This window comes from Bacillus sp. A1 (genome assembly GCF_042296235.1).
GTDB classification, from domain to species: domain Bacteria; phylum Bacillota; class Bacilli; order Bacillales; family Bacillaceae; genus Bacillus; species Bacillus velezensis.
Genome location: NZ_CP141181.1, coordinates 1,804,667 through 1,831,506, shown reverse-complemented (window position 1 = coordinate 1,831,506; position 26,840 = coordinate 1,804,667). Strand labels below are relative to the sequence as shown.

The 26,840-nt window shown below is 50.3% G+C and carries 2 protein-coding genes; both read right to left on the bottom strand.

Features of this window, described 5'->3' with window-relative positions; translation table 11 throughout:
• Positions 1-8: 8 nt before the first annotated feature.
• Positions 9-16,313: an amino acid adenylation domain-containing protein gene (locus U2H13_RS09000; RefSeq protein WP_376700775.1), complete on the bottom strand. Its 16,305-nt coding sequence runs from the start codon at positions 16,311-16,313 to the stop codon at positions 9-11.
• Positions 16,303-26,838 (bottom strand): SDR family NAD(P)-dependent oxidoreductase, encoded by a 10,536-nt coding sequence (locus U2H13_RS08995; protein ID WP_121984435.1) that lies wholly within the window; start codon positions 26,836-26,838, stop codon positions 16,303-16,305. Before U2H13_RS08995 ends, U2H13_RS09000 begins: the two co-directional genes overlap by 11 nt.
• Positions 26,839-26,840: the final 2 nt, after the last annotated feature.

Sequence of the window (26,840 nt, the reverse complement as noted above, 5' to 3'; positions counted from 1 at the left end):
TCCCCTCCTTAACTCAATTGTTGTACATGTCTTGTTACTTTAGGCTGATAGCTTCGCAGTTTTTGCATCGCCGAGCCGTGATGTTCAGGGTATACTTCTATCATTTCTTCCGGTTTTTCCTCCGGCTCTTCCGCCTGTTTCATCATGACGAACTGATTCAATGGGCCGCCGAGCAATCGTTCAAGCGCCGCCATTGCTTCGGGCGCTTCAATTGATCCGACTCCCGCCTGTTTCATCCGTTCTTGATATTCGGCAGATGATACGATTCCGACACTGCCCCAATAGCTCCAATTCATCACTGCCGCCGAATACGGCCGGACTTGAGCCAAATGAGCGGCAAAGGCATCTTTGAAACTGCACCCGGCAGCATAATTGCTTTGTCCGGCCGCTCGTGCAAATGATTGAACAGATGAGAAGAACAAAGCAAAGTCCAGCGGCTCATTTTGGAACACGCGGGCCATATTCACGCTGACATTGACTTTTGCAGCGAGCACGCTTTTCAAACGGCTTTCCGGCATATTCGCCAGGCTCTGATCCTCTAAAACAATTGCGGAATGGATGATTCCGTTAATTTGCGGGTGCGTGCGTTTAATCGTTTCATACGCCCGTGTGAGCTCATCCGGGTTTGCCGCGTCAGCTTCAATATAAATCGGCGCCGGCCCGAATTGGCTGAGTCTGTCGATTTTTTCCTGGATGGCGCTGTTATGTTTTCGTCTGCCGATCCAAACGACTCGCGCCTGATACGTTTTCACGGCATATTCGCTCCATGCCTCGCCGATGCCCCCCGCGCCGCCGATGACGACATAAACGCCGCCTTTTTGGTAAGCGGTCCGGCTTGACACCGGCTGCTGTACAGGAATAAGGCGCTGTTTGTACCAGTGATTGTTGCGGTACGCCCATGTATTTCCTTGCTCATCAAACGGCGCTGAGAACAGCTCCGCCTTTGAAACATCTTCCGGACATCCGGCATCAATCAGCCGTGTTTGCCAGTTCGGATACTCTTTTGCGAGCGAACCGATCAAACCGTGAATGCCTGCATGAGCCGGATCAATGATGTCCGCCGGCTGTACGGACTGTGTTTTTATTGTGACTGCAGTCAAGCTGATTCGCTTGCCTCCGTATCCTAAAGCAAGCATCGCCTTAATCACTCTGTACATCTGGATGACGCCCGCATCTTGAGCTTTCACCATGTCATCAGCGCTGTGAAAAGGAGCGATCCATACGATATGCCCGAAAGACCCTCTTGCTTTCAGCTCAGCCGCAACAGCCTCTATTTCATCCTCCGGGTTGATATGAAGCCGTTTCGCAGAAGGATGATGCAATTGAAAAGCCGCGCTTTCCTCATCCCCTGCGATAAAGACAACCTCTTCCGTCTTAGATGCCGGGCTTTGGGCACGGAATTCCGCAAGATCCCATACCGGAGCCAGAAGGTTTGCTCCATTTAATGATGTTTCCGGCGCCGGGCCTTCCATCATTCTGGAAGAAATCCCTTTAATCCTGATACAGACCCGGCCTGTCTCATCGCATAAGTCAATGTCCAGCCGCTGTATTTTTTCATCCGTTCCCCGGGAGCTGACATACGCCCACATACTTGTCGTGCACGGGCTGAAAATGTCCAGTTTCTCAAGGGCGAACGGCAGTGACAGCTGGTTATCATCTGCATGCAGCTTCAGTCCGATTGTCGCTTGCAGAGCTGAATCAAGCATACACGGGTGAAGAACGTATTGATCTGCCGTTTCTTCGAGGAAGGAAGGCAGACGGAGCTCAGCTAATGCTTGATTGCTTCCGATATGAATGTGCTGAATTCCTTGTTGTCCGGGACCGTAGTCAATGCCGATTTTGCTGAATAAACCGTAACACTGCTCAGAAGTCAGCATGCTGCGGCCGCATTGAGCTTTCAGTGCGCCTATATCACGGTGCGGAGCCTCACCGGCGCTGAGAATGCCGGCAGCCCCCTGACAGTGTATCTGCCTGCCGCTTGCTTCTGTTTGTGAATCGGTGTAAATGTCATACACGATTTCACCGTTTTCCCTCGGGTTCAGGCTGATTTGCGCTTCAATCGGGCGGTTTCCCGCTTCGATCGGCCGAACCCAAACGATGTTTTTCAGGCGGGTGACAGAAGGACGTTCCTTTTGCCCTTTGACTGCCTGAGCAACCGCCGCCCTGGCCATTTCCAAGTAGGCAACGCCCGGCATGACCGGCTTGCCTTTAATAAGATGATCGGTGAAAATCGTCTCTTGTCCCGTAAATTCGGATCGGTACCGCTGCTCTGTTAAATCCGATACATTCTCGTGAAGCAGCGGGTGCAGCACCCGCGCCGTCGGCACAGCTTGCGGTTTTTCTGCTTTCGGCCGGTTGTCCGTGATCCAGTACCGCTCTTTCGCAAACGGGTAAGCAGGAAGACTCATCCGTTGGGGCTTGATATCAGAATATAAGCCGTCCCATTTGATATCCGCGCCCTGCACCCATAATTCCGCAAGCTTGTCATTCTCCCGGCGGCTTATCAGCTCTTCGATATCCGCTTCGCCGTTTGCGCCTGCCAGAATGGATTTCAGGGAGGTTTTACCCGCTTTTCCTTTATAAATGCCCGCTATATCATAACGTCCTTTCGCACAGCTCTTTAGCTTGTCCCGCAGTTCTTCGGCCGAGGAAGCGATAATGGCCGCTCTTTCTTCCATCGCATCACGTCCCTGCTGAAGCGTGTAAGCAACATCCGCAAGATCCGCATCCGTAAAAGAAGCTTGCGCCAGCTGCTGCGCCTGTTCCTGCAGACGCTCTTCCTCTTTAGCCGACAGCACAAAGATTTGAGGGTGTGCGAAAACAGCTGTTTTTCTTTCTTCCTTCGGGATATATTCTTCAATGACGACATGGGCGTTTACGCCGCCGATGCCGAAAGAACTGATTCCCGCACGGCGCGGCAGATGATTGCCGTTTTCGTCTTTCAATGCCGTCCATTCTCTTTTTTCCTGTACGATGTAAAACGGACTGTCTTTCAGCTTGATATACGGGTTGATGACCTCGCTGTGGAGGCTTTTTGCAAGTGTTTTATGCTTCATCTGCATCAGCACTTTGATCACACCCGCGACACCGGCTGCCAGTGACAGGTGGCCGATATTGGTTTTAGCCGATCCCAGACCGCAGTGACTCGCGTAAACGGCGGAATCGCCTGTTTTTTCGTACAGCTTTTGAAAGGCGGATTTCAGGCCGTTGATTTCGACCGGATCACCAAGCTCCGTTCCGGTTCCGTGCGCTTCTATATAAGTGACTGTTCTCGGATCAATGCCTGCTTTGTCATAAGCCGTTCTGACGACTTCCGCCTGGGCTTTCGGGTTCGGTGTCGTCAAGGAGTTCGCGCGTCCGCCGTGGTTGACCGCGCTGCCTTTAATGACACCGTAGATATGATCTCCCGCTTTTTCCGCTTCTGACAGCTTTTTCAAAAACAGAATTCCGGCACCTTCACTGACGGCAAATCCGTCCGCCCTGTCGGAGAACGTTTTACATTTCCCTTCTTTGCTCAGAGCGCCGGCTTTGTCATAAGCGATGTGGCCTTGCGGTGTGACGACAGTATTCACGCCGCCGGCGATCGCCATATCGCAGTTCCCGTTTTCAATGGCGCATACGGCGTGATGAATCGCGACCAGCGAGCTGGAACAAGCCGTGTCGATCGGTTCACTCGGCCCGTGCAGATTAAGCATATAGCTGACGCGGTTCGGCCCCGCTGACGGACTCATATTTGCGGCTGACGCACCGCCGATATCCAGGTCGGAAAACAGTGAGCCGTATCCGGTATTCCCCGTGCCGATATACAGGCCTGTTTTCGTGCCGGAAAGGCTTTTAGCGGAATATCCCGCATCTTCTATCGCTTTCCACGCATACATCATTAACAAGCGCTGCTGGGGATCCATCTGTTCGGCTTCCAGCGGTGAAATTCCGAAGAACAGCGGATCAAAATCCGCAACTCCGTCAATAAATCCGCCCCACTTTACATTTGTTTTGTTGGCTTCATTAAGCGGGTCACCGTAATACTCACGCCAGTCCCAGCGATCCGCCGGAACCTCTGTTATACAATCTTTTCCCTCTTCTAAGTTGCGCCAATACTCATCAATATTTGCGGCCTTCGGAAACACTCCGCTCATGCCGACAATAGCGATCGGTTCCGGTTTATGTTCAGCCGCAGTCTGAACAGGCTGTACGGCAGTTTTTGCAAATCGTTTGTTCCCTGCCAGTCTGATGCCGCCATCATCAGTTACGCCGCTTTGTTTTTCTTCTTTCGGCTGTGTGCTGCCGGCAAATTGTGTTTGATAGTCTTCTGCTAAATGATGCGCCAGGGCTTGAATCGTCGCATATTCAAAAAATACGGTCGGTGTCAGATCAAGCTGATAAGTGTCATTCAGCTTGTTGGCGAATTCCGTCAGCGTAATGGAATCAAATCCGTATTGATTAAACTCCAATTCGATATCGATTTCTTCAATGTTTATTTTCAGAAGCCCAGAAACCTCTTTTGCCAGCAATTCCTGAAGTTTTGCCGTCAGGTCTTTCGGCGCAGGCGTTTCATCCGTTTTCTTAACCGGTGCAAAAGCGGCTGCAGGAGTCTTTTGAAGCAGCTTTTCCCGCATTACGGCGCGGTTTCCTTCCATGACGAGCACGCTTGTTTTCCCCGTGCTCCATGCTTTGTAAAGAGCTTCTATTCCGGTTTCAGTGCGCATCGGCGTTACACCGGTTCTTTTTTCGGTGAGCTTCGCCATTTCTTCATTGACTTGCATTCCGCCGTCTTTCCAAAGCGGCCAATTGACCGACAATGTGTGACCGTGGCGGTACATTGCGGTAACCAGTGCGTTGCGGTATGCCGCATAGCTGTCCATAAATGCGTTTGCCGCCGCATAATCCGCCTGTCCCGCATTCCCGGTGACGCCGGAAATGGATGAGAAAACAATGAAAAAGTCCAGCGCTAAATGCTCGGTTGCTTCATCAAGGTTGACAAATCCGTCCGTTTTAGGAGCCAATACACTGTAAAACTCTTCGGTTGTTTTCTTTGCGATATACTGATCTTTCATCACACCCGCGCTATGAATGATGCCGTGAAGGCCGCCATATTCCGTCTCAATTGTTTTGACCAGGTCTGCCGCAGTTTGAGCGTTTGTTACGTCAGCCTGCTTGTATTCCGCTTTTGCTCCGGTTGATTCAAGCGATTGCAGCTGCATCCGCTGTTTCTCGCTTAAAGCGGAACGGCCTGTCAAAATCAGTGTCGGCTCTTTGACTTTGCGGGCGATTTCTTTCGCGAAAATAAAGCCTAAGCCCCCGGCTCCTCCGGTAATGAGATAAATGCCTCCGTCGTTCCACGGAATGCGTATTTTGCCGCCGGACACGGCCGTTTCTTTGACATCTGCGCTGTATCGGATGCCGTTTTCATATTTAATATGGCTGTCATCAGCAGCCCGTATTTTATTCTCTCTGATGATGTCTGTGATTCTTCCGTTTTCCGCCGGTTCTATTTCAATCAGCTGGGTTTTCAGTTTTTTATGTTCCAGGCCGGCTGTTTTTAACAGAGCTGAAATCCCTGAGAGCAGCTGATGCTTATCTGTTTTAGAGAGAACCGTCTGGATGAGGACGTCTCCATCCGTCTCTTCCTTCAGCAGTTTTTGCAGCGTCTCCGATATCCGTCCTGTATAATCACGGAAGCGCGCCGCCGCTTTCCCGTGCGGGGAGGTCATTTCAATACATTCAGCTCCCGCGGCTTCAACGGCTTGTTTCAATCCGGCGTCTGTGTCACAAAGCAACACGATATGCCGGGCAAAAACCGGTTCCGTTTGAACGGCGGTTTCATCGCTTCGGGTCCATACCGGCTCAAGCATGAGCGTTTCCGGAGCTTTTTCTTTTTTCTCAGGTTCTTTTTCAGCCGTTCTGAATGACAAACCTTTCAGCCTTACGCAAACCTTGCCGTTTTCATCACAAATATCAAGATCGCGCTTTTCAATCTGGCCGGCTCTGTGGTCTTCAGAAAGTCTGGCGTAAACCCACATCTCAGCAGCGCATGCGCTGAATACTTCAAGCTCCTGAACCGCAAACGGAAGCATCAGTTTTTCATCATTTGTTCCGGTTAATATGCTTGATGCCTGCAATGCAGAGTCCATTAAGCCCGGATGCATGACATACTCCTGTACCGTGTCCGCACAAGCCGCATCAAGTGACAGTCTGCCCAATACGAAATCATCACCTGTATAAATCGCTTTGACACCCCGGAAAGCCGGGCCGTAATCAAAACCGATTTTGCGGTACATATCGTATACTTCATCTGCAGAAAACGGTGTCTCGGCGGATTGTGATCTCAGCTTTTGGAGATCAATGACCGGTGCCTTTGCGTCAGGGCGGACTGATACTGCCCCTTGGCTGTAAACGGACGGCTGATCTGTGTCCCGGCCGCTGTAAATGTCGAATTGAACGTCATTTGCCGTTTCAGGAATGAGACGGATGTTGACATGAACCGGCTCGTCTTCAATGGTGATCGGCCGCACCCAAACCGTATTCTTAAGCTTGACGCTTCCTAGTCCGGCCGGAACTTCAGATGCCTGTTCCATTGCTGCGCGCGCCATTTCAAGATGTGCCACTCCCGGTAAAATCGGCACGCCTTTTACAACATGGTCCGCAAGGTAAAATTCTTCTCCTGTATAGATTGAACTGAACCGCTGTTCTGCAAGGTTTGAAGTATTTCTGTGCAGAAGCGGATGAAGCGCGTCTTGTTTTCCGGCAGATACAGTGCTTGTTTTTTCGTGTTTTCCGGTGCTTTTCGCCGCCCAATAGCGGTCTTTTGCAAAAGGATACGACGGCAGGCTCATGCGTTTAGGCGGCCGGTCTCCATACAGCTTCGCCCAATCGACGTTCAGCCCTTTGACCCACAATTCAAGCAGCTTCGCGTATTTGCCGCGGGCCATCCATTTTTCAACGGCTTCTTGAATTTCTTCATCTTCCGTCAGCATTTGCAGCGTGCCTTTGTCTATTCTTCCTCTGTACAAGTCCGCGTGCTTATCTCCAGTGATAAACTGTGACAGTTTTTCCTGCAGTTCTTCTGCGGATCCGGCAATAACCGCCAGGCGTTCTTCCATGGCGTCCCTTCCGATTTGGAGGGTATATGCCATAGAAACGAGGGAGGATTGATCGTACCGTTTTTCAGTAAGCGCACGTTTCAGCTGTTTTGCCTGTTCTTTCAGGCGTTTTTCATTTTTGGCGGACAGAACGAAAAGACATGGATCGATATGAAAATCATCTGCTTCCTCTCTGTCTTCTGGAATGTATTCTTCGATGACGACGTGGGCATTTACGCCTCCGATGCCGAATGAGCTGATGCCCGCGCGGCGCGGCTGTTCGTTTCCGCGTTCGTCCGTCTGCGTCTTCCATTCCATCGTCTCCCGCACCAGATAAAACGGGCTGTCTTCAAGCTGAATGTACGGATTTACAGTCTCACAGTGGAGACTTTTTACTAGTGTCCGATGCTTCATCTGCAGCAAAATTTTAATAATGCCCGCTGCTCCCGCGGCAAGGGATAAATGGCCGATATTCGTTTTGACCGACCCTAAGCCGCAATAGCCGGCCGCTTTCTCTTTTCCGTCTGCAAACGAGCTGAACGCTTGTTTCAGGCCGTTAATTTCAACGGGATCTCCCAGTTCTGTTCCGGTGCCGTGCGCTTCGATATAAGAGACTGTTTTCGGATCAATGCCCGCTTTTTTGTATGCGGCTTTAATGACTTCCGCCTGTTGTTTAGGGTTAGGCGTTGTTAAAGATGCCGCGCGGCCGCCGTGATTCACCGCGCTTCCTTTAATGACGCCGTAAATGTGGTCCCCATCCGCCTCAGCGGCTTTCAGCTTTTTGAGGAAAAAGAGACCGGCTCCTTCACCATGGGCAAAACCGTCAGCCTGATCAGAGAACGTTTTGCATCTTCCTTCTTTACTCAGCGCGCCCGCTTTGTCAAAACTGATATACACATCCGGAAGAACAATCGTATTGATTCCTCCCGCCAAAGCCATGTCGCACGTTCCTTCTTCAATTGAAGAAACGGCATGGTGTATGGCAACGAGCGAGCTTGAGCAGGCGGTATCAATCGGTTCGCTCGGCCCGTGCAGATTGAGCGTATAGCTGACACGGTTCGGTCCGACAGACGGACTTGTATTCGCCGCGGATGACCCTTCAATCTCCGCATCGGCATTGGCTAAAAGAGAACCGTAGCCGGTATTTCCGGTCCCGATAAACACACCTGTTTTTGTGCCTGAGAGACTCTTTGACGCATATCCGGCATCTTCAATCGCTTTCCACGCGTGCGTCAGCAAGAGTCGCTGCTGAGGGTCCATTTGCTCCGCTTCCCGCGGTGAAATCCCGAAAAACAATGGATCAAATTCAGCAATTCCGTCAATAAACCCGCCTTGGTTGACGTTTGTTTTATTGGCTTCTTTTGCGGGATCCCCGTAATAGTCCCGCCAGTCCCAGCGGTCTTTCGGAATCTCGGTCATGCAGTCTTTGCCTTCTTTCAGGTTCTGCCAGTAAGCTTCAATGTCTTCTGCCATCGGGAAAATCCCGCTGATGCCTACGATTGCGATCGGTTCCGGCCCTTGGTCCCGCTGCACTGTCTGCGGAAGTGTCTCAGGCAGAGTGCGGCGTCGCTTAACGGCCGGGCGCGTGATTTGAGTCTCTTTTACCGGTCTTGCCGATTGAACCGTTTTTGTATTTACCGCAAACCGTCCGGCAAATTCCTCTTCGTATTCACTGATTAAATGAACGGCAAATTCATGGATTGTCGGATGATCAAAGAAAATCGTCGGCGTTAACGTAAGCCGGTACGTTTTGTTTAACTGGTTCGTAAACTCAGTCATCGAGATAGAATCCAGCCCGTATTTTGTCATTTCTTCATGAGGATCAATTTTGTCAATGTTTACTTTTAACAATGAGGCCGTCTGCTGTTTTAACAGATGCTTCACTTTTTCAAGCAGGCTGTCAGCATCAATGTCATGACGTACGCCGGTCTCTGTTTCCGGATGATCATTCTCTTTGCGGAACAGTTTTGCTTTCATGTGTTTCACATCTCCTTCAAGAACCGTCATCCGGGCTGTCCCGCTCATCAAGCCTTGATATAAAGCCTTGATGCCGGCATCTGTGCCGAGCGGTGCGATTCCCGCCTCCTGCATCAGCATATCTTCCGTCTGCTTTCCTGCCTGCATTCCGCCTTCTTTCCATAACGGCCAGCTGACAGAAAGCGTCTTTCCGTATCTTTGTCCTGCGGCTTGTAAAGAACGGCGGTACTCGGCATACATCTCCATAAAGACATTTGCAGACGCATAATCAGCCTGGCCGACGCTTCCAAGCACACCTGATAAGGATGAGAAGACAATAAAGACATCTAATTTCTCATGTTGTGACGCTTCATCAAGATACACAAGGCCCTTCACTTTCGGAGCGAGAACATCTTGGTATTCCTCTGCCGTCTTCTTCACCATGTAGTTGTCTTTTATAATGCCGGCACTGTGAACAATCCCGTCCAGCCTGCCGTGCCGTTTGCGGATATTGCGGATCAATCGGTATACTTCTGCTTCGTCCGTGACATCGGTCTGCTCGTAGAAAACAGAAGCGCCGGCAGCACGTACTGTTTCCAGCATGTCTTTCTGCTTTTCTCTGAGAGCGGACCGGCCGGTTAGTATGATGACGGCATCTTTTGTACGGTTTGCGATCTCTTTTGCAAAGATCAGACCTAAACCTCCCGCACCTCCTGTAATGAGATAAACGCCTTCGTCTTTCCACGGAATGTCCGGCTCCGCTCGAGGTATATCCATTTCTCCCCAACCAGCGGCAAAGCGCTTGCCGTTTTCATATTTCACATGGACGCTTTCGGCATGCATACGGTTTTCGGACGCTTTTTCCGCTATGCCTTCAGCACTTTCTTCCTCCTCGGCTTCGATCATTTGACAGATCAGCTTGGAATGTTCAAGGCATGCGGTTTTGAAGAGTCCGGTAATGCCTGAGAACACCTGCTGTAAGCCTGCTGACCGCGTAACAGCCTGAAGAAGAATGCGGCCCATCGGCTTGCTTTTCATTATGGTTTTGATATGGTCAAACATCTGACCCGCATAAGAATGATACCGCTCTGCAATAGATGCGGGACGATCGTCCAAGATAATGACGCTTGCATGTTCAAGCTTTGCTTCCACGGCCTGTTTTACAGCTTCATCGTACTCACAAAGGAAAATGATATGCTCTTCATACGAAGGCTCGTGGGCCGCCGGTTCCGGCTGCTCTTTCCAGACCGGTTCAGCGAGCAATGTGTCCGTACGGCTGACCGAAATGCCGGCACCCGTGTTTTCTTCCATGATCCGCGTTGAGAAACCTCTCATCCGCACACAAAGCCCGCCGTTATTGTCATATAGATCAATATCGGCTTTTTGGATAGGATCGCCGGCTTTATTGTTCGCACTGAATGTGACGTGCACCCACATATCATCAGCGCACGGATTCAGAACGTCCAGCTCCTCTAAAGCAAACGGCAATGCGGCTTTGAATGGTTCCCCGCTTTCTGTAAGCAGCGCTCTCGTCACGTTTTGCAAATATTCGGCGGCCTGAAGCGCACCGTCCATCATACTCGGATGAAGGATATAATCAGCTTTTGTATGAGAGACGGATTCAGGAAGCTTCAATTTAGCAAGCAGCCGGTCTTCGCCTTTGTATACAAGCTGCACCCCTTTGTATCCGGGCCCGTAATCAGCACCGATCATTCCTTTGTAAAACGCTTGAGATTCGATTGTTCCCTGTGTGCACCGGCGCTTCAGCTGCTCAATATCCGCCGCTTCCTCCGGTTCCTTCCGGATGATTTCAGCGATGCCCTGATTATAAAGAGGAGCTTCTTCACCGATAGAATCGTTACCCCCGTACATTCTGTAATGAATCTGTCCGTCCTCTTCTTCATAAAGTCGGATATGGACACGGACAGCCTCCTGATCGGCTATCACCGGGCGGACCCATACGATATTCTTTAAGCGCAGGCCCAGAGATTCCTCTGTTGCCCCGCCGATGCTTTTCTCCGCCGCGGCCCGTGCCATCTCAAGAGTAACGGCAGCCGGCACGATCGCCATTCCTTTAATGATATGCTCGGCAATAAAATACTCTTTTCCCGTGAATTCCGAACTGAACCGCTGCTCCTGCAAGACGGATGTATTCTGATGTACCAGCGGATGCAAAAGTTTGGTATCCGTTTGCTTCACAGTTTCCTCCGGCCAGAAGCGCTCCTCTGCGAACGGGTAGGTCGGCGCACTGATTCTTCGCGGCGCGGAATCCTGATACAATAAGCCCCAATCGACACGCGCTCCTTCAACCCAGAGCGCCGCGAGTGCTTTCAGCTTTTCATCCCGTGTCTGACATGACGCAAGCTCTTCCATCTCCTGAGCTGACACTTCTCTGCTTCTCACTTTTTCGCCCCGTAAGATGTTTTGGTCATTGCCGTTGATAAAATCCTGCAGCTGACGCTTCAAATCGTGACGATCATGACTGATAAAAACGGCTCTCTCTTCCATCGCTTCACGTCCGGTCTGATACGTAAATGCCAGATCATGCAAGGAAACATCGTTTTCGGCTTCATCCAGAAAGCCGGATAAACAAGATGCATAGGCAGTAAGACGCTGCTTATTTCTCGCTGACAGCGGAACGATAAAAGGCGGCTGTCCGTCCTTTGATCCGCTGATCGTTTTGTTTTCGTACTGTTCAAAAATGGCGTGTGCGTTTGTTCCTCCGAGTCCGAATGAGCTTAACGCTGCGCGGTGCGGCGTCTCTCTCTCCGGAAGCGGTTTTCGCTTATCCGCCACATAAAACGGCGAACCGCTGAATTTGATATTCGGATTCGGTGAGGTGTAATTAATGGTAGGCGCCAACTCCCGGTGATATAAACTCATGGCGACTTTGATGCACCCGGCCAGACCTGCTGCTGTATCCAAATGTCCGATATTCGTTTTTACGGAGCCGATCCCGCAATACTGCTCCCGGTCCGTGTAACGTTTATACACTTGCTGCAGCGCGGACATTTCAATCGGATCACCCAATGTCGTTCCTGTGCCGTGCGCTTCGATATAGGAAATCGTCTCCGGGTGAATATTCGTGCTGTCTAAAACATGCTGGATGACGTCAGTCTGGCCTTTTACACTCGGTGCGTAAAAACCGACTTTATCCGCTCCGTCATTGTTCAGACCGATGCCTCTGAGCATGGCGTATATGTGATCTCCGTCCTGAACGGCTTGTGACGCCTTTTTCAGCAGAATGACGGCCGCTCCTTCTCCGCCCGCCATACCGTCGGCTGAAGCGTCAAATGCCTTGACATGCCCGTCGCTTGAAAAATTCAATCCGTTTTGGTGCACATAGCCGATGCCGGTCGCTGCATGCAGAGTTGCTCCGCCGACGAGCGCGTATTCCGATTCTCCGCTCGTTATGCTTTTGTAGGCTGAATAAAGACCGACTAATGATGATGAGCAATTGGAATGAACGAAATAGCTTGGCCCTTTTAATCCGAGCTTATGGGAAACCATCGTCGGAATCGTGCCGCTCTGCGCTAACACCCATGACACATAGCCGTCGGGAGATTCATGGCCTTCTGTCGTTTTTTCCGGCAAAAGCGACCGATACGAATTATTGCTTGCCGACATATATACGCTTGTCTTCGGAATCTCTTTCGATACATATCCCGCGTCCTCGACGGCTTTCCAAGAATGAAGCAGCAGAAGCCGCAGCTGAGGATCCATAAATTCTGCGTCTTTCGGAGAAATGTGAAAGAACTCAGGGTCAAAGAGATCTTTTCCTTCTATCGTCGATAATGCCGGCACATAGTCGGGATTTTCGATCAAATCCTCAGGCACACCGGCTTCCCGAAGTTCTTCTTTCGAGTAGAAACGGACGCTTTCTTTTCCTTCTCTTAACTGCTTCCAAAACTCATGATGATTTTTCGCGCCGGGGAACTGGCAGGAAATCCCCACTATCGCCACACTGTCTTCAAAGTAAGACGGCATCCCGTTTTGCGGTGTATGTTCTTTTTCTCTTTCATCTCGGCCGGACACCTCTGATTCAGCCGCCTGTTTTGTTTCAACAATAAATCGGCTGATCGCCTGAATAGTAGAGTGTTCGAATAAATCCGTGACGGTAAAATCGCATTCCAGCTCCTGTTTAATGCGTTCTGCCGCCGCAACAGCCAGAAGCGAGTCGCCTCCCACATCGAAAAAGCCGTCTTCGATTTTGATGCCCGCCGTATTCAGCAGGTCTTCCCATATTGCGGTCACTTTCGCTTCCGCTTCTGATAACGGCAGTCTGCCCGTCTTTTCAGACCGGTGAACGATTACCTTGCGCTGTTTTAGGTCTTTGCGGTTCACTTTTCCGCTCGGTGTTAACGGCAGCGCATCCAGACGGATAAAATGGGCAGGCGCCATATAATCCGGCAGACTCGATAAAAGATGGTTGCGGAGCGCTTTTTCATCTGCCGTATGACCGGCGCGGGCCGTATAATAAGCAATCAGCTTTTTATGTCCGTTCTTTTCCTGAACAACTACCGCCTGATCAAGGATATCCGGATGTTCGCTCAATTTCGTTTCAATCGCTCCCAATTCGATGCGGAAGCCGCGGATTTTCACCTGACTGTCAATCCGGCCGGCATATTCTATATTTCCGTCAGGCAGCCATCTGGCCAAATCACCTGTTTTGTAAAGTTTTTCTCCTTCACTAAACGGATTATCAATAAATGATGCCGCCGTCAGCTCAGGCTGATTGTAATAACCTCTGGCCAGACCGGCGCCGGCCACGCAAAGCTCCCCGGCCACACCGTCAGGGACGGGGCTGAGCTTTTCATCGACGATATAAAGCCGCGTATTGTGAATCGGTTTCCCGATCGGCGTATTCCTGCTTGTGATTTCCTTTTGGCCGCAGCTGTAGTAAGCGGCATAAATGGATGTTTCCGTCGGGCCGTATATGTTTTCAATTCTGGCATGTTTGAAGATGGAAACTGACTTTTTAACTAAATCTTTCGGAAACGCCTCACCGGCCACCATCACATATTTCACAGGGCCGTCTTCTGTAAATGCCGTATGCCGCTTTACCGTTTCCAGAAATACATTAAACACGGCGGGCGCAAAATTCAGATGCGTGACCTGGTGGGTTTGGATGTATTCCATGCAAAGCTGCGGATTTTTTTCTGCACCAGGCGGCAAAATGACAAGCCGTCCGTTTCCGATAAACCAGCCGAATAATTCAGAAATCGAAACGTCAAATACGTAATTCGTTTTTAACAAATAGGCATCCTCTTGTGCGACCGGATACTCAGCTTCCAAAAACTGCAGCGTATTCATGATGGCTCTGTGCTCAACCATGACGCCTTTCGGTTTTCCCGTGCTTCCGGACGTATATAGAATATAAGCGAGATGATGCGGTTTTGAACGCGGCGTCAGTTTTGCCCCGCTGACAGAACGTCCGCTGTTTTCAATTTCCACCGTGCTCACACCGCCGATGGCCAACTGTTCAATCATGCCGCGCGTCTTTGCTTGCGTTAATACGATCGAAACGCCGCTGTCAGTCAACACGTGCGCCATCCGTTCGTTTGGAAAAGCCGGGTCCAGCGTCACATACGCGCCTCCCGCTTTTAAAATGGCGAGGATGCCGATGACCATCTCAAAAGAACGCTCCGTACAAATGCCGACCGGGCATTCCGGTGTGACGCCCTTTTCTTGCAGGTACACAGCGAGCGCCGTGCTTCGTTCATCTAATTCGCGATATGTAAGACTGTTTTCACCGAATGTGACGGCTTCTCTGTCAGGGTGGCGTCCGGCTTTTTCTGCAAACACTTCATGAATGCAGCGCTCATTCGGCTGATGGGATGAACGGCTTGCTTCACGTTTTTGATTAAGCAGGCCGGAACATGCTTCAAAAGCGATCTCCGGATCAGAAAGCACCTTTTCTGCCAGTTTCATATAATGCTCCGCCATTCGTTCGATGAAAGAAGGGCTGTAGACATCCGGGTTGTACAGAAATTGCAGGACGGTTCCCGTTTCTTTTTTATAGACTTCAAGCGCAAGCTCAAATTCGCCTTCCTGATGAATGTCTTCTATCATTTCAATGCCGAGTGATTGATATAGTTCCGCCAGCTTTTCCGCTCCTTCTGTGCGGAAGAAGTTTTGATAGAAAAACGCGGTTTGAAAAACAGGCGACACCGCAGGCGAGCGTTCCGTCTTCAATTCTTTGACAAGCGCGGGAAACGGATACGCGGCATGGTCCAGCCCTTCTGCCAGTGTCAGCTGCAGCTCCTTCAAAAACGACGTAAAAGATTTGGCGCCCGTCTCCCTGCTTCTGACCGCGATCATATTAATAAAGTATCCGATGACAGATTCAAATTGAGCCTCAGAACGCCCCATCGTCGGCATGCCGACGATGACATCTTCCTGATTCGTATATTGATAGAGCAGTCCTTTGAAAATAGCGAGATACACAACGGATTCATTGACATTATTTTTTTGGGCGCAAACTTTAATCTGCCGGTTCAGTTCATCAGGAAGCAAGCGCTGATACGCCTGCCCCCTGCAAGTTTGAACCGATGATCTCGGATAATCCGACGGAAGCTCAAGCACCGGCAGCGGTCCTTTTAGCTGCTTTTTCCAATAAGACAGATGCGTTTTTCCCGCTTCGCTTTCCAGCAGCTCTTTTTCCCATTTCACAAAGTCATGATAATCTGCGGCCTGCTGAAGCATGACAGGTTCTTTGCCTTCACTTGCTTTTACATAAGCGTCCAGCAGCGCCGACATAAACGTCATAAGAGAGACGCCGTCAAAAATGATATGGTGAATGGTAATTAACACAATCGGCTCCCGCTTCGCCCGCCGGAATACTTGAACACGCAGGAGCGGCCCGGTTTCAAGCGAGAACGGTTCTTTTGCTTTTTCTTTAATAAACGAAAGAGCGTCACGCCCGCTTAATTCGGAAAGATCCATTTCTTCAATCGGAAAATGCCGATCCGTATCTTCTATCTGATACGGAAGGCCGTTTTCCTCTTTTATCACACTGGTCAAAATAGGGTGCTGGCGCTGCACGGACAAAAGGGCGTTTTTGAATGTCTCGACATCCAGCTTTTGAAAACGAAAGCATAACGGAATGTTATATGCGCTCATCTCCGGAAACATTTTCTGAAGCATCCACAAACCTTTCTGGCCTTCAGAAAGCGGACGTTTTGCAGTTGTCCGCTTGAAAGCCTGAAGCTTTTGTTCTACTTCAGCGATGGTGAGCGTTCCTGATCTGTAGGCATCGAGAAGTTCTTTATGATTCATAGGTCTTACTCCCTTCTATGATGTCTTGCACTCTTTTAAAATCTAATGTCCCCTCAGAGACCTGTTTCATCATGGCGATGATCTCCTGATCCGTATACTCCTTGTTATCCGGAGCGGCGATTTCTGTTTCGGTTTCTTCCGTTCGGTAAAACGTTTCGATCGCTTCTTTATGTTCTGTCAGGTAATAGCTGATGACGTCTCCGAGCGTGGCATAGCTGTAAAATAACGCCGGAGTGACTTCAATGCCGTAATGACTCGACAAAAGAGCGGCAAATTTGGCTAAGTAGATGGAATCAAATCCGAATTCCGCCCAGTTTTTATGCAGGACGAGTTTATCTTTGGATATTTTCAGCAGACTGTGTATCAGCTCTTTCAAATCCGCTTCGAGCCGTTTTTCCGCGCTTTCTTCCGGGATGCGGCGGCTCACGGTTTCCAAAAGCGCATCCGGTTTTGATGAATCGTCCCGCCGTATGCCTAAAAATCGTTCGGCACGGCTTCTCTCGCCGGCAATGACAAGGCACTGGGTGTTGTCTTGAGAAATGATGCGCTCAAAAAGCTCAATGCCTTCATCTGTTTCTAAAAGGCGCTGGCCGCTTGATTTCAAGTACATGCCCGTCGTCTCTTCACCGCCGACGGCCATTCCGCCGTTTTTCCAGACCGGCCAGTTTATGACAAAAGCGTTTCCGCTTTCGGATTGTTCGTTTTTATAGCGGGCATACGCCATTTGGAACCTGTTCGCGACCGCGTAATCACAGCAGCCGAAATCCCCTAAAACAGCCGATGTGGATGAAAAGTAGCAGATGAAATCAGGCGTTTCGTTTTTCAGCCACTCGTCAAGAAGCAGGCTTCCGTTTATTTTCGGTTCAAGCGTACTGCGGAAATTCCCGATTTCATTTTCAAAGACGGATGTTCTGCTTTCGATGCCCGCCGCATGAATGACGCCGTGAATGGCTCCGAATCGTTCTTTCGCGCGCTTGATGCAGTCGCCCATTCCGATCGGATCACAAACATCGGCTTCGGCGTAAAGAACACCCGCACCGAGATTTTCCAGGTCTTTCATTTTTTCTTTCTTTTCTTCATTGATCGGCGACCGCCCCGTGAGAATGACATTTGCCTGGTAGTTCCGGGCGAGATGGCGGGCAAATAAGTAGCCGAGCCCTCCTAATCCGCCTGTAATGAGATATGTTCCGCCGGTTCTGATCCTGCTGTTTTCTTTCGTTAGTCCGGTTGGTTCGGTGTGATAGACATATCGTTTTCCCTCTTCCAAGAAAACAGTATGGTCTGTTTCAGCTTTCAGCTCGTCCCAAATGGTTCTCATCCAGTCCGTTATGGCCGCACCGGCTTTTCTGAAGTGGCCGGTAACACTTGTTTTCGGGAGAACAATGCCGAGCGAACGCTCAAAGCCGATCCATGATTCCAAGTAGCACCTTTCCAGACCGGATGCATATTCCCCCGCCAATAACAGCCTTTCCGGCTGCAGACCGGTCTCAGCCATTGCTTTGAGAATATGGACGATACATGAATAATCTTCGATGCAGCTTTTATCTTCAAGCGCCCATAAATACAAAATGGCAGAAGCCTCACCGTACTCTTTTTGAATATCCGCAAAAGCGTTCACATATGATTGTGGATCTTCCCGCACCACTTGGCAGCGGCCGGCGGACAGAGCCTCATACCGGTCTCCCTGAGCGATAAAAATAACGTCAATGTCACTGTCATACGATTTGACCACAGAGACGGCTTCCTGCTGCTTCTTCTGATCAGATAAGAAAGAAATCACCGTTTTGACTTGCTTTTCTCCGGCTGCCGGCAGAGCCTGTTCTTTAAGAACTTCTCTAAAAGTCATTACTTCAAATTGTTCCGCCGGATCATTTTCGTCAGCCGGCGCGTTAACGGGCGCGGCCTTGCTTTGTACAGGCTGCTGATGCCAGAAGCGTTCTTTCGCAAACGGATAAGCAGGCAGGCTGATGCGGGCCGGAGGACGGTCTCCGTATAATTTCGCCCAATCGATGTCCAATCCTTTTACCCAAAGCTCAAGCAGCTTAGAATATTTCCGTTTGCTGATCCAAGCGTCTATGATTGTTTCCATATCATCATCCGCCGAAAATACGGCAAGCATCCGTTTGTTTTCTTCCGTGCCGTCACGGTGCAGTCCGGCGCTGTTTTGTCCGGCGATAAATCCATTCAGTTTTTCCTCAAGTTCATGAAGTGAATGAACGATAAAGCCGAGACGCTCTTCCATCGGCACCCGGCCAGTCTGGAGAGTAAAGGCTATGCTCATAAGGTCGCTGCCGCTGTATCTTTTTTCACGGATGGCGTCTCTGAGCTGTTTTGCTTTTTCAGTGAGCCGTTCGCTGTTTTTCGCGGACAGGACGATGATGGCGGACTGATCTGCCGGCGTTTCATCAGGCTCTTTGTCTGCCGTATATTCTTCTATGACGAGGTGGGCGTTTGCTCCTCCCGCGCCGAAGCTGCTTAACCCCGCCCTTCTCGGAAGCTCTCTGCCGCCGATGACGGGACGTTTCCACTCACCGAGCTCCTGCTGAACGGCAAACGGCGTATACGCGAAATCAATATTCGGATTCAGCTGTTCCGCGTGCAGGGACGGCGCAATTTGGCGGTCTTTGAGCTGGAATAGTATTTTTGTCAGACCCGCAATGCCCGCGGCGCTTTCACAATGACCGATATTTGATTTTGCGGAGCCGATGGCGCAAAACTGTTTGTCTGTTGTATCCTCTTCAAATGCTTTCGTTAATCCGGCGATTTCAATCGGATCTCCTAATGCGGTGCCCGTACCGTGGGCTTCAATATAACTGACGGTGCGCGCCGGAACGTTTGCCCTTTCGAAAGCTTCTTTTATTAAGGCGGCCTGCGCATTCGGATTCGGAACCGTGTATCCGTTCGTTTTGCCTCCGCTGTTAATGGTGCTTCCTTTAATCACACCGTAAATGTGATCGTTGTCGGCAATCGCTCGGTCTAACGGCTTTAACACGACCGCGCCCACCCCTTCTCCGTCGACAAAACCATCCGCGCGGTCTCCGAACGATTTGCACGTGTCACCTGCGGAAAGCATGTTCATGACTGACAGATTCATATAATGGATCGGATCGGTCACTATGTTTACGCCCCCGGCAATCGCGCATTCGCTTGAACCGCTGTATATGCTCTCAAGCGCCAGGTGAATGGCCGTCAAAGAAGAAGAGCAGGCTGTATCAACGGCAATGCTCGGCCCTTGGAAATCAAAAAGGTAAGATACCCTGTTGGCAATGGACCAATAGCCGTAGCCTGTCGGGTAGTTTTTGTTCATCGCGCCGGCAAAAACACCGATTTTTCTGCTTTGGCACAGGTTGTCAGGCGTATAGCCGGCATCCTCGATACTCGCATACGCCGTTTCTAAAAATAATCGCTCCTGCGGGTCCATTCGCTCTGCTTCCAAAGGAGAAATCTGAAAGAACAGCGGATCAAACTTGTCCATATCCTCAATGAAGCCGCCCCATTTCGTATAAATAGAGCCTTCTTTACCTTTCTCTTCATCATAGTAATCCTGCCAGTTCCAGCGTTCCCGCGGGATTTCTTCTATGCAGTTTTTTCCTTTTTTAATATTAGCCCAAAGCTCAGCCGCTGTTTTTGCCTGCGGGTAGCGTCCTGAAACACCGATGATGGCCACGTCGCGAACCGAACTTTGCCGGACGGTCTCTTTGGCTGCCCGTTTTTCCCTCCGCCGCCAGTCAGTGCGAAGCGGCTTAGCCGGCTGTACAGCCTGCGGTTCTGGTGATGCCTTCCGTTCTTCCTGAACAGGCGTTTGTCCCGTCAGTTTGATCATCGCGTCTTTTTTCGTTTTGATTAAGTGAGCGACGAGCGCCTCAATCGTCTGATATTCAAAAAATAAAGTGCTGCTGACTTGGTCCAATACATTTCGTAACGCGTTTGTCAGCTGTACGACGACGATAGAATCAATTCCGTATTTTTCAAGCGGCGCTTTCGGATCAATTTGAGCCGGCGGAATTTTTAATGTTTCTCCGATTAACGTTTTCAAGTACTCGGTGCTTTTTTCTGTTAAAGACGTGTCGCCTTTTTGCACCGTTGTTTGCGCCTGAAGTTCCGGCGCTTGCGCTGCTTTTGGCGGTGCGGTCCGTTTTTCGGCCCCTGATTTAAGCGTTTTTTGGCGAACAATGCCGTTGCTTGTTGCCGCTATAATCTGATGGCTTAATTCATGTGCCGCTTCTGCCGGGAAGAAGACAGAATGCCAGCCCTCACTTTCTAACACGCGCTTCCAGCTTTCCGGATACAAGCCCGGGCACCCCGGAATACGAAGGGCGGAATCTTCATGCAGCCACCAGCCTTCAAGCAGTCCGAAAGTAATATGCGGGAACAGGCTGTTTCCCGCCATTTCATTTAAGAGCAGCAAACCGTTGTCTTTTAAAACGGCTTTGGCGTTTCTCAGCGTCTGGCGGATGTCTTTCGTCGCGTGGAGCACATTGGCCGCAACGACGATGTCGTATGCGCCCGGCTCTATGTCCTGGCCGGCAAGCGGCGCTTCTGCGTTGAAAAGCTGATACGTCAGATAAGGATTCCGTTTGCCGTATTCCGTCTCCGCATGCACGAGAAAAGCTTTTGATACATCGGTGTAACAGTATTCCTTTATATGGTTTTGATACGGCCTAAGCTTTTCAAATATGCCTGCGCTTGTGCCGCCTGTGCCCGCTCCGATTTCCAGTATGCGGATCTCGGCTTTTGAATGTTTGCTGATGTTTTCTTTCACATAAGCCGTTAATGTATCTGACAGGGCGCTGTTAAAGTAATCCGCGACTTGATTGTGCTTATAAATTCCTTCAACAAGTTCCATTGAAGAGTGCGGGAACATGATGTCTGTCGCCGGCACTTCTTCCCGCAGAATGTCCGGCAGTGCTTTAAGCATCGTCTCGGCTAAAACAGTCATCGCTTTTGTATCGGCGTTATTGAGCCATTCCTCTTTTTCCCGCTCCCATTTTTGCCATAGCGAGGCGGTTGTGTTTTCGGCTTGCGCCGACAGTTTATATGAATCCGCATTCCCTTCCAGATAGCCATGTTCCAGAAGGAAAGCGATCGTTTGATTGAGCCATTTTTTAAAGTATTCGTGTTCGGGCTCATACGCTTTAAGGCTTTGCGGCGTCAGCAAGTCCGCTTCTTTAAGCTGGGCGATCAAAAGCTGATACAGCAAATCATCGAGCTCCTGATGGTCAGCCTCTCTAACAAGAAGTGCGCCGGGCGGAGCGACCTTCGGCTGTTGTGAAAAGACAAGCGGCTGAGGCGGATAAACGGAAATCTTTTCTCTTTCATTCATCCCTTCGACTGCGACCGGTTTGGTCGTATGAATGAAGGCCGCCTGATCAATCGGCAGCGTCATAAGGGTTTCAAGCGCCTCCATTGCAGCGTCCGGTTCGATCAATCCCAATCCGATCTGATCCATCAGCTGAATAAAATCACCGTCTTCAGCCGCTTCGCTGTTGCCCCAATAGCCCCAGTTCATCACTTTGACCGGACAATTCCATGTCTGATCAAGTTCCTTCGCAAATGCGTCACTGAAAGCGCATCCTGCGGCATAATGGCTTTGTTTCACGTTATGGATAAATGCCACAAGCGAGGAGAAGAAGAGCGCAAAGTCAAGCGGCTCCCGTCCAAATACCTCCGCCATGGACACACTTACATCGGCTTTTGCCCGCAGCACCGATTTGAACTCTTCTGTCTTCATATTATTTAAGCTTTGCTCAGACAGATCCATTGCCGAGTGGATGATTCCGTTCATTTTTGTGTGGCGCTCTTTTATGAACTGATAAGCCCGCTCTAAGGAAGAACTGTCGGCGGCATCGGCGGAAACATATTCAGGCGCCGGGCCGAATGCGCTGAGCCGGTCGAGTTTCGCCTGTATGGAATCATTCAGTGTGCTTCTTCCGATCCAAATGATGCGTGCTTTGTAGCGGCGGATCATGTATTCACTCCATGCCTCGCCAAGATATCCGGCGCCTCCGATCACGGCATAAACCCCGCCTGTTTGGTAGAGCGTGCCGTTTTTCGGCATATTGTCAAGCGGTATCAGCTGCCGCTCAAACAGCTGCTGATTGCGGTACGCCCAAATTTGACCGTTTTTTCCGGCAGAAAGACTGAGCGCCTCTTCGATCGGCCAGCTGCCGTCCGTTTCTGTGTCAATCATGCGGATATGCCAATGCGGATATTCTTTCGCCATTGTTCCGGCAAGTCCGCTGACTGCGGCTTGTGACGGGTCGGCGCTGTCTTGATCCGAAAACGGCTGGGCATTTGCTGTGACGATGCACCAGTCCAAACGTTTTTCTCCGTACCCTAAGGCAAGTAATGCTTTCATCAGCTTGAACACATGAAGAACGTTCCTTTCCTGTTCCTTGAGGGTGTCCGCACTCTCAGCCTGCGGAGCAAGCCAAATGATTTGCTCCAGTTCTTTTTGTCCTTCAAGCATGTGCGTAAGAGATGCGATATCATCCGTGCTTCTGATCGGATAATAGGAAGCGTTCGGCAGATGTTCTTTTATGCGCGTATGTCTCGAATCCGTTCCGCCGAATACTGCCGTCTGCTTATCCACCGCTGCTTCCCCGGCTTTTTCAAGCGCAACAGGCTCCCAAGCCGGAATCAGCATCGTATGGCCGACAGGCGCCTCCGAGGTTTCTCCGCCCGCTGTTTGGCCTGTGTCAAGCGCCCGGACGGACGCGCCTTTCATCCGGACATAAACCGTACCGGCATCATCACACATATCAATGTCAAATTTTCTTACGCTGTCATCTGCTTTGCTTCCTTCTGTGTACCGGATATATGACCAGATATGTTCAGGACACGGTCCGAACACTTCCACTTCCTGCATCGCAAACGGCAAAGAAAGCTCGTGGCTGTCTGCATCGTCATGTATCGACCGGACAAGCAGACCGACGGAGGCGTGAAAAGCGGCGTCCATCATACTCGGGTGAAGCGTATACTGTTCTTTTTTGTCATGTACGGCAGCCGGGAGTGAAATACGGGCTGTTAATCGGTCTTCTCCGATCAGCAATTGCTGTACGCCCCTGTATGCCTCTCCGTAATCCAGACCGATCTTCTCAAAAGCACCGTAACATTCTTCCGCAGTCACGGTCCCTGAATTGCAGGAAGCTTTGACAGACTCGATATCTATCTGGGCGCTGCCCGGTTCGGTAATGACCGCTTCACCCTGGCTGTGAATAACCGGATCTTCGCCGTTTTCTGCCTCACTGTATATTTCATAGGTAATCTCACCATTATCTTCTGGGTAAAGGGCAATATGTATTTCTTTCGGTTTGTCTTCAATCATGACCGGACGGACCCAAACAACCTGTCTGAGTGTGACGCTATGGCCTTTTTCCGTCACGGCAGCGGCCTTTTTGACCGCCTCTGCGGCCATTTCCAAATAGGCGACGCCCGGCAGTATTTTTTGTCCGTTGACGACATGGTCAGATAGGAAAAATTCATCTCCCGTAAAAAGAGACGTGAAGCGCTGCTGCGAAAAATCTGACGTATTTTCTTGTAAAAGCGGATGCAGCACTGTGCCTGACGGGCTTTTCTCCGGTTTTTTCTGCTGCGGAATCCAATAGCGTTCTTTTGCAAACGGATACGTCGGAACGCTTGTTTTACGCGGTTTATATGAACCGTACAGCTTATTCCAATCTATTATTTTCCCTTCTGCCCATAACTCGGCAAGCCGTTTCGGATCGTCCGTCTCAGGAGCGGCTTCGCTCAGTTCCGGCAGCTCAGCTTGTCCGCGCCAAAGACCGGAGATGTTTTCGTTTCCTTTTACAAAATCATTCAGCTTTTCTTTCAAGTCGCGGGTGTCATTTACAAGGAAGACAGCTCTCTCCTCCATTGCTTCACGTCCTGTCTGAAGTGTATAAGCCAGTTCAGACAGCACCGTCTTTTCTGAAAGCGACCGGGCTAGTTTTTCCGCATAGGCGAGAAGCCTGTCTTTATTTCTTGCTGACAGCGGGATGAGTTTTGCTGCATCGCTCTCAGGTGCAGTCGCTTTTTGTTCAGGCTGAATGTATTCTTCTAAAATGATATGGGCATTCGAACCTGATGCACCGAAGGAACTGAGTCCGGCCCGGCGCGGATAATGTGTGACTTTACCGTTTTCTTCGGCTGCCGGCTGCTTCCACGGAGAAGTCTGCTGCTGTACGTAAAAAGGAGATCCCTCAAATTTCAGGTAAGGATTTAATTCCGCAGAATGCAGTGATTTGACAAGCGTTTTGTGATGAAGCTGCAGCGCCGCTTTGGTTAACCCGCTGATCCCCGCCGCTGATTCTGCGTGGCCGATATTTGATTTGACCGAACCGATGGAACAAAATTGCTGATCCTGCGTCCCTTGGCTGAACGCTTTTGACAGACCTTCAATTTCAATCGGGTCTCCTAACGAGGTACCCGTGCCATGGGCTTCCACATAACTGACGGTCCGCGGGCTGATACCTGCTTTTTTCAGACAGGCCTTAATGACTTCTGCCTGTGCAGCAGGACTCGGGACGGTAATTCCGCTTACTTTCCCTACGTGGTTAACGGCGCTTCCTTTAATGACCGCGTAAATGCGGTCGCCGTCTTGTTCGGCTTTTTCCAGCGGCTTGAGCAATACCGCACCGACTCCTTCTCCGGAAACGTAGCCGTCCCCGCCCTCGCCGAATGTACGGCAGCGGCCGTCACTTGAGTGCATGCCCACGCTTCCGTAGCTGAGATATTTCGCCGGGTGCAGCGACAAGTTCACCCCTCCCGCAAGCGCGGCTTCACATTCGCCGCGGCGGATGCTTTCAATGGCCAGATGAACGGCGGTCAATGATGAGGAACAAACGGTATCCACCGCGATGCTCGGCCCGTGGAAATCACAATAATAGGACACTCTGTTGGCGATCTGCGCATAATTCAGTGAAACCGGAAAAGGATCAGTTTCAGATAATTGTTCTGCGCCGATTAAGGAATAATCTTTATGCATCACCCCTGCAAATACGCCGATCGGATGCTGTTTCTCCCCTTTATTTCCCAGCGTTTCAGGCGTATACCCCGCATCTTCAATCGTTTCCCAGCATGTTTCTAAAAACAGGCGCTCCTGCGGGTCCATCGTTTCCGCCTCACGCGGTGAGATTCTGAAAAACTGCGGATCAAAGCAGTCGGCATCGTCAATGAAACCGCCCCATTTTGATACTGTTTTTCCTGACGGGGACGTTACGTTTTTATATGTTTGCCAATCCCATCGGGACTTCGGAACTTCAGTGATACAATCCGTGCCTGCCTTCAGGTTTTCCCAAAACTCCTCCACACTTTTCGCTTTCGGATAGCGGCCGGCCATTCCGATAATCGCGATGTCTCCGGTGTTTTTATGATGTTCTGGCGCGTCCGGTGCTTCAGCTTCAGACCGTGATGGTTCGGCTGCACGTTCCGCACATTCAAATGAAACGGTCTTTTTCAAAAAGGCTGCGAGTTCTTTTATATTTGTATATTCAAAGAGAAGAGTGGGCGCGAGGTCCGCACCCGTCTTTTTACTGATATCCTGTACAATCTCAAGCAAAGAAGATGAATCCAGCCCAAGCTCATAGTAGCCTGCAAGAACGTCCAGCGTCTCCCAAGGCTGACCAAGCTTATCAGCCAAAAGCTTCTTTAAAAACAGAATGATGTCTTTTTCATCTGCGCTTTCCGTCTCAGCTGCAGCCTGTTGATTCTGTTCGGCTGTATTCGCGTCTTCTTCGAGCCGAACCGCTTTTCCCGTAATGTTTTTAAGCTCCGCCACCTTTTGTCCGGATCGGCTGAAGTACTCGATCGTCATCGTTGTGAGTTCTTTTTCCTGACGGACGCCGGAAGCGGCGATACGCGCCGTGCACTCTGATTGCAGCCTGTCGGCGGCCGTGAACGATTCATAATATAAAGGCAGGTGAAGCCGGTTTGTTTCAGAAAGCAAACCGCTCGCCCCGATTCCGCTCGCATCCAAAAGGGCCGGATGGAATAAAAAGAAATCTTTTCCTTCTTCGCAAGAAAGCTCAGCCAGCATGCCGCCTTCTGTTTCGTACAATCGTCCGTTCGATTTCATCATCCCGGAATGAACCAAGTCATGATCCAGACAGCGGTTATACATGTCATCAAGATTCAGAGACCTGGCTGACTGCTTCACATCGCCGAAATCAATGGTTTCGTCAAATGTGACAGCGTCTCTTTTCACCATTTCAGCCGTCGCATATTGTATATTGTCTGACAGCTCATCACCTTGCTGTTTCTGCCCCGAAAGGGAGATGAGCCACTTTCCATCTCCGCTATCAGAACATTGAATGGTCAGAATGATTGCAGCCGTTTCACTGACGGTTAAAGGCTGATAAATCGTAACGTGCTTCAATTCGAGCTCATTGTATACATAACCGTGTTCCTGAAAAACCTGATAAATCAAATCGATATAAGCAAGACCGGGCAATACCGCTTCACCAAAGACCATATGGCCCTTCATGATGGGATGATCCAGTGAGATATTGATTTTTTCCGATATCATTC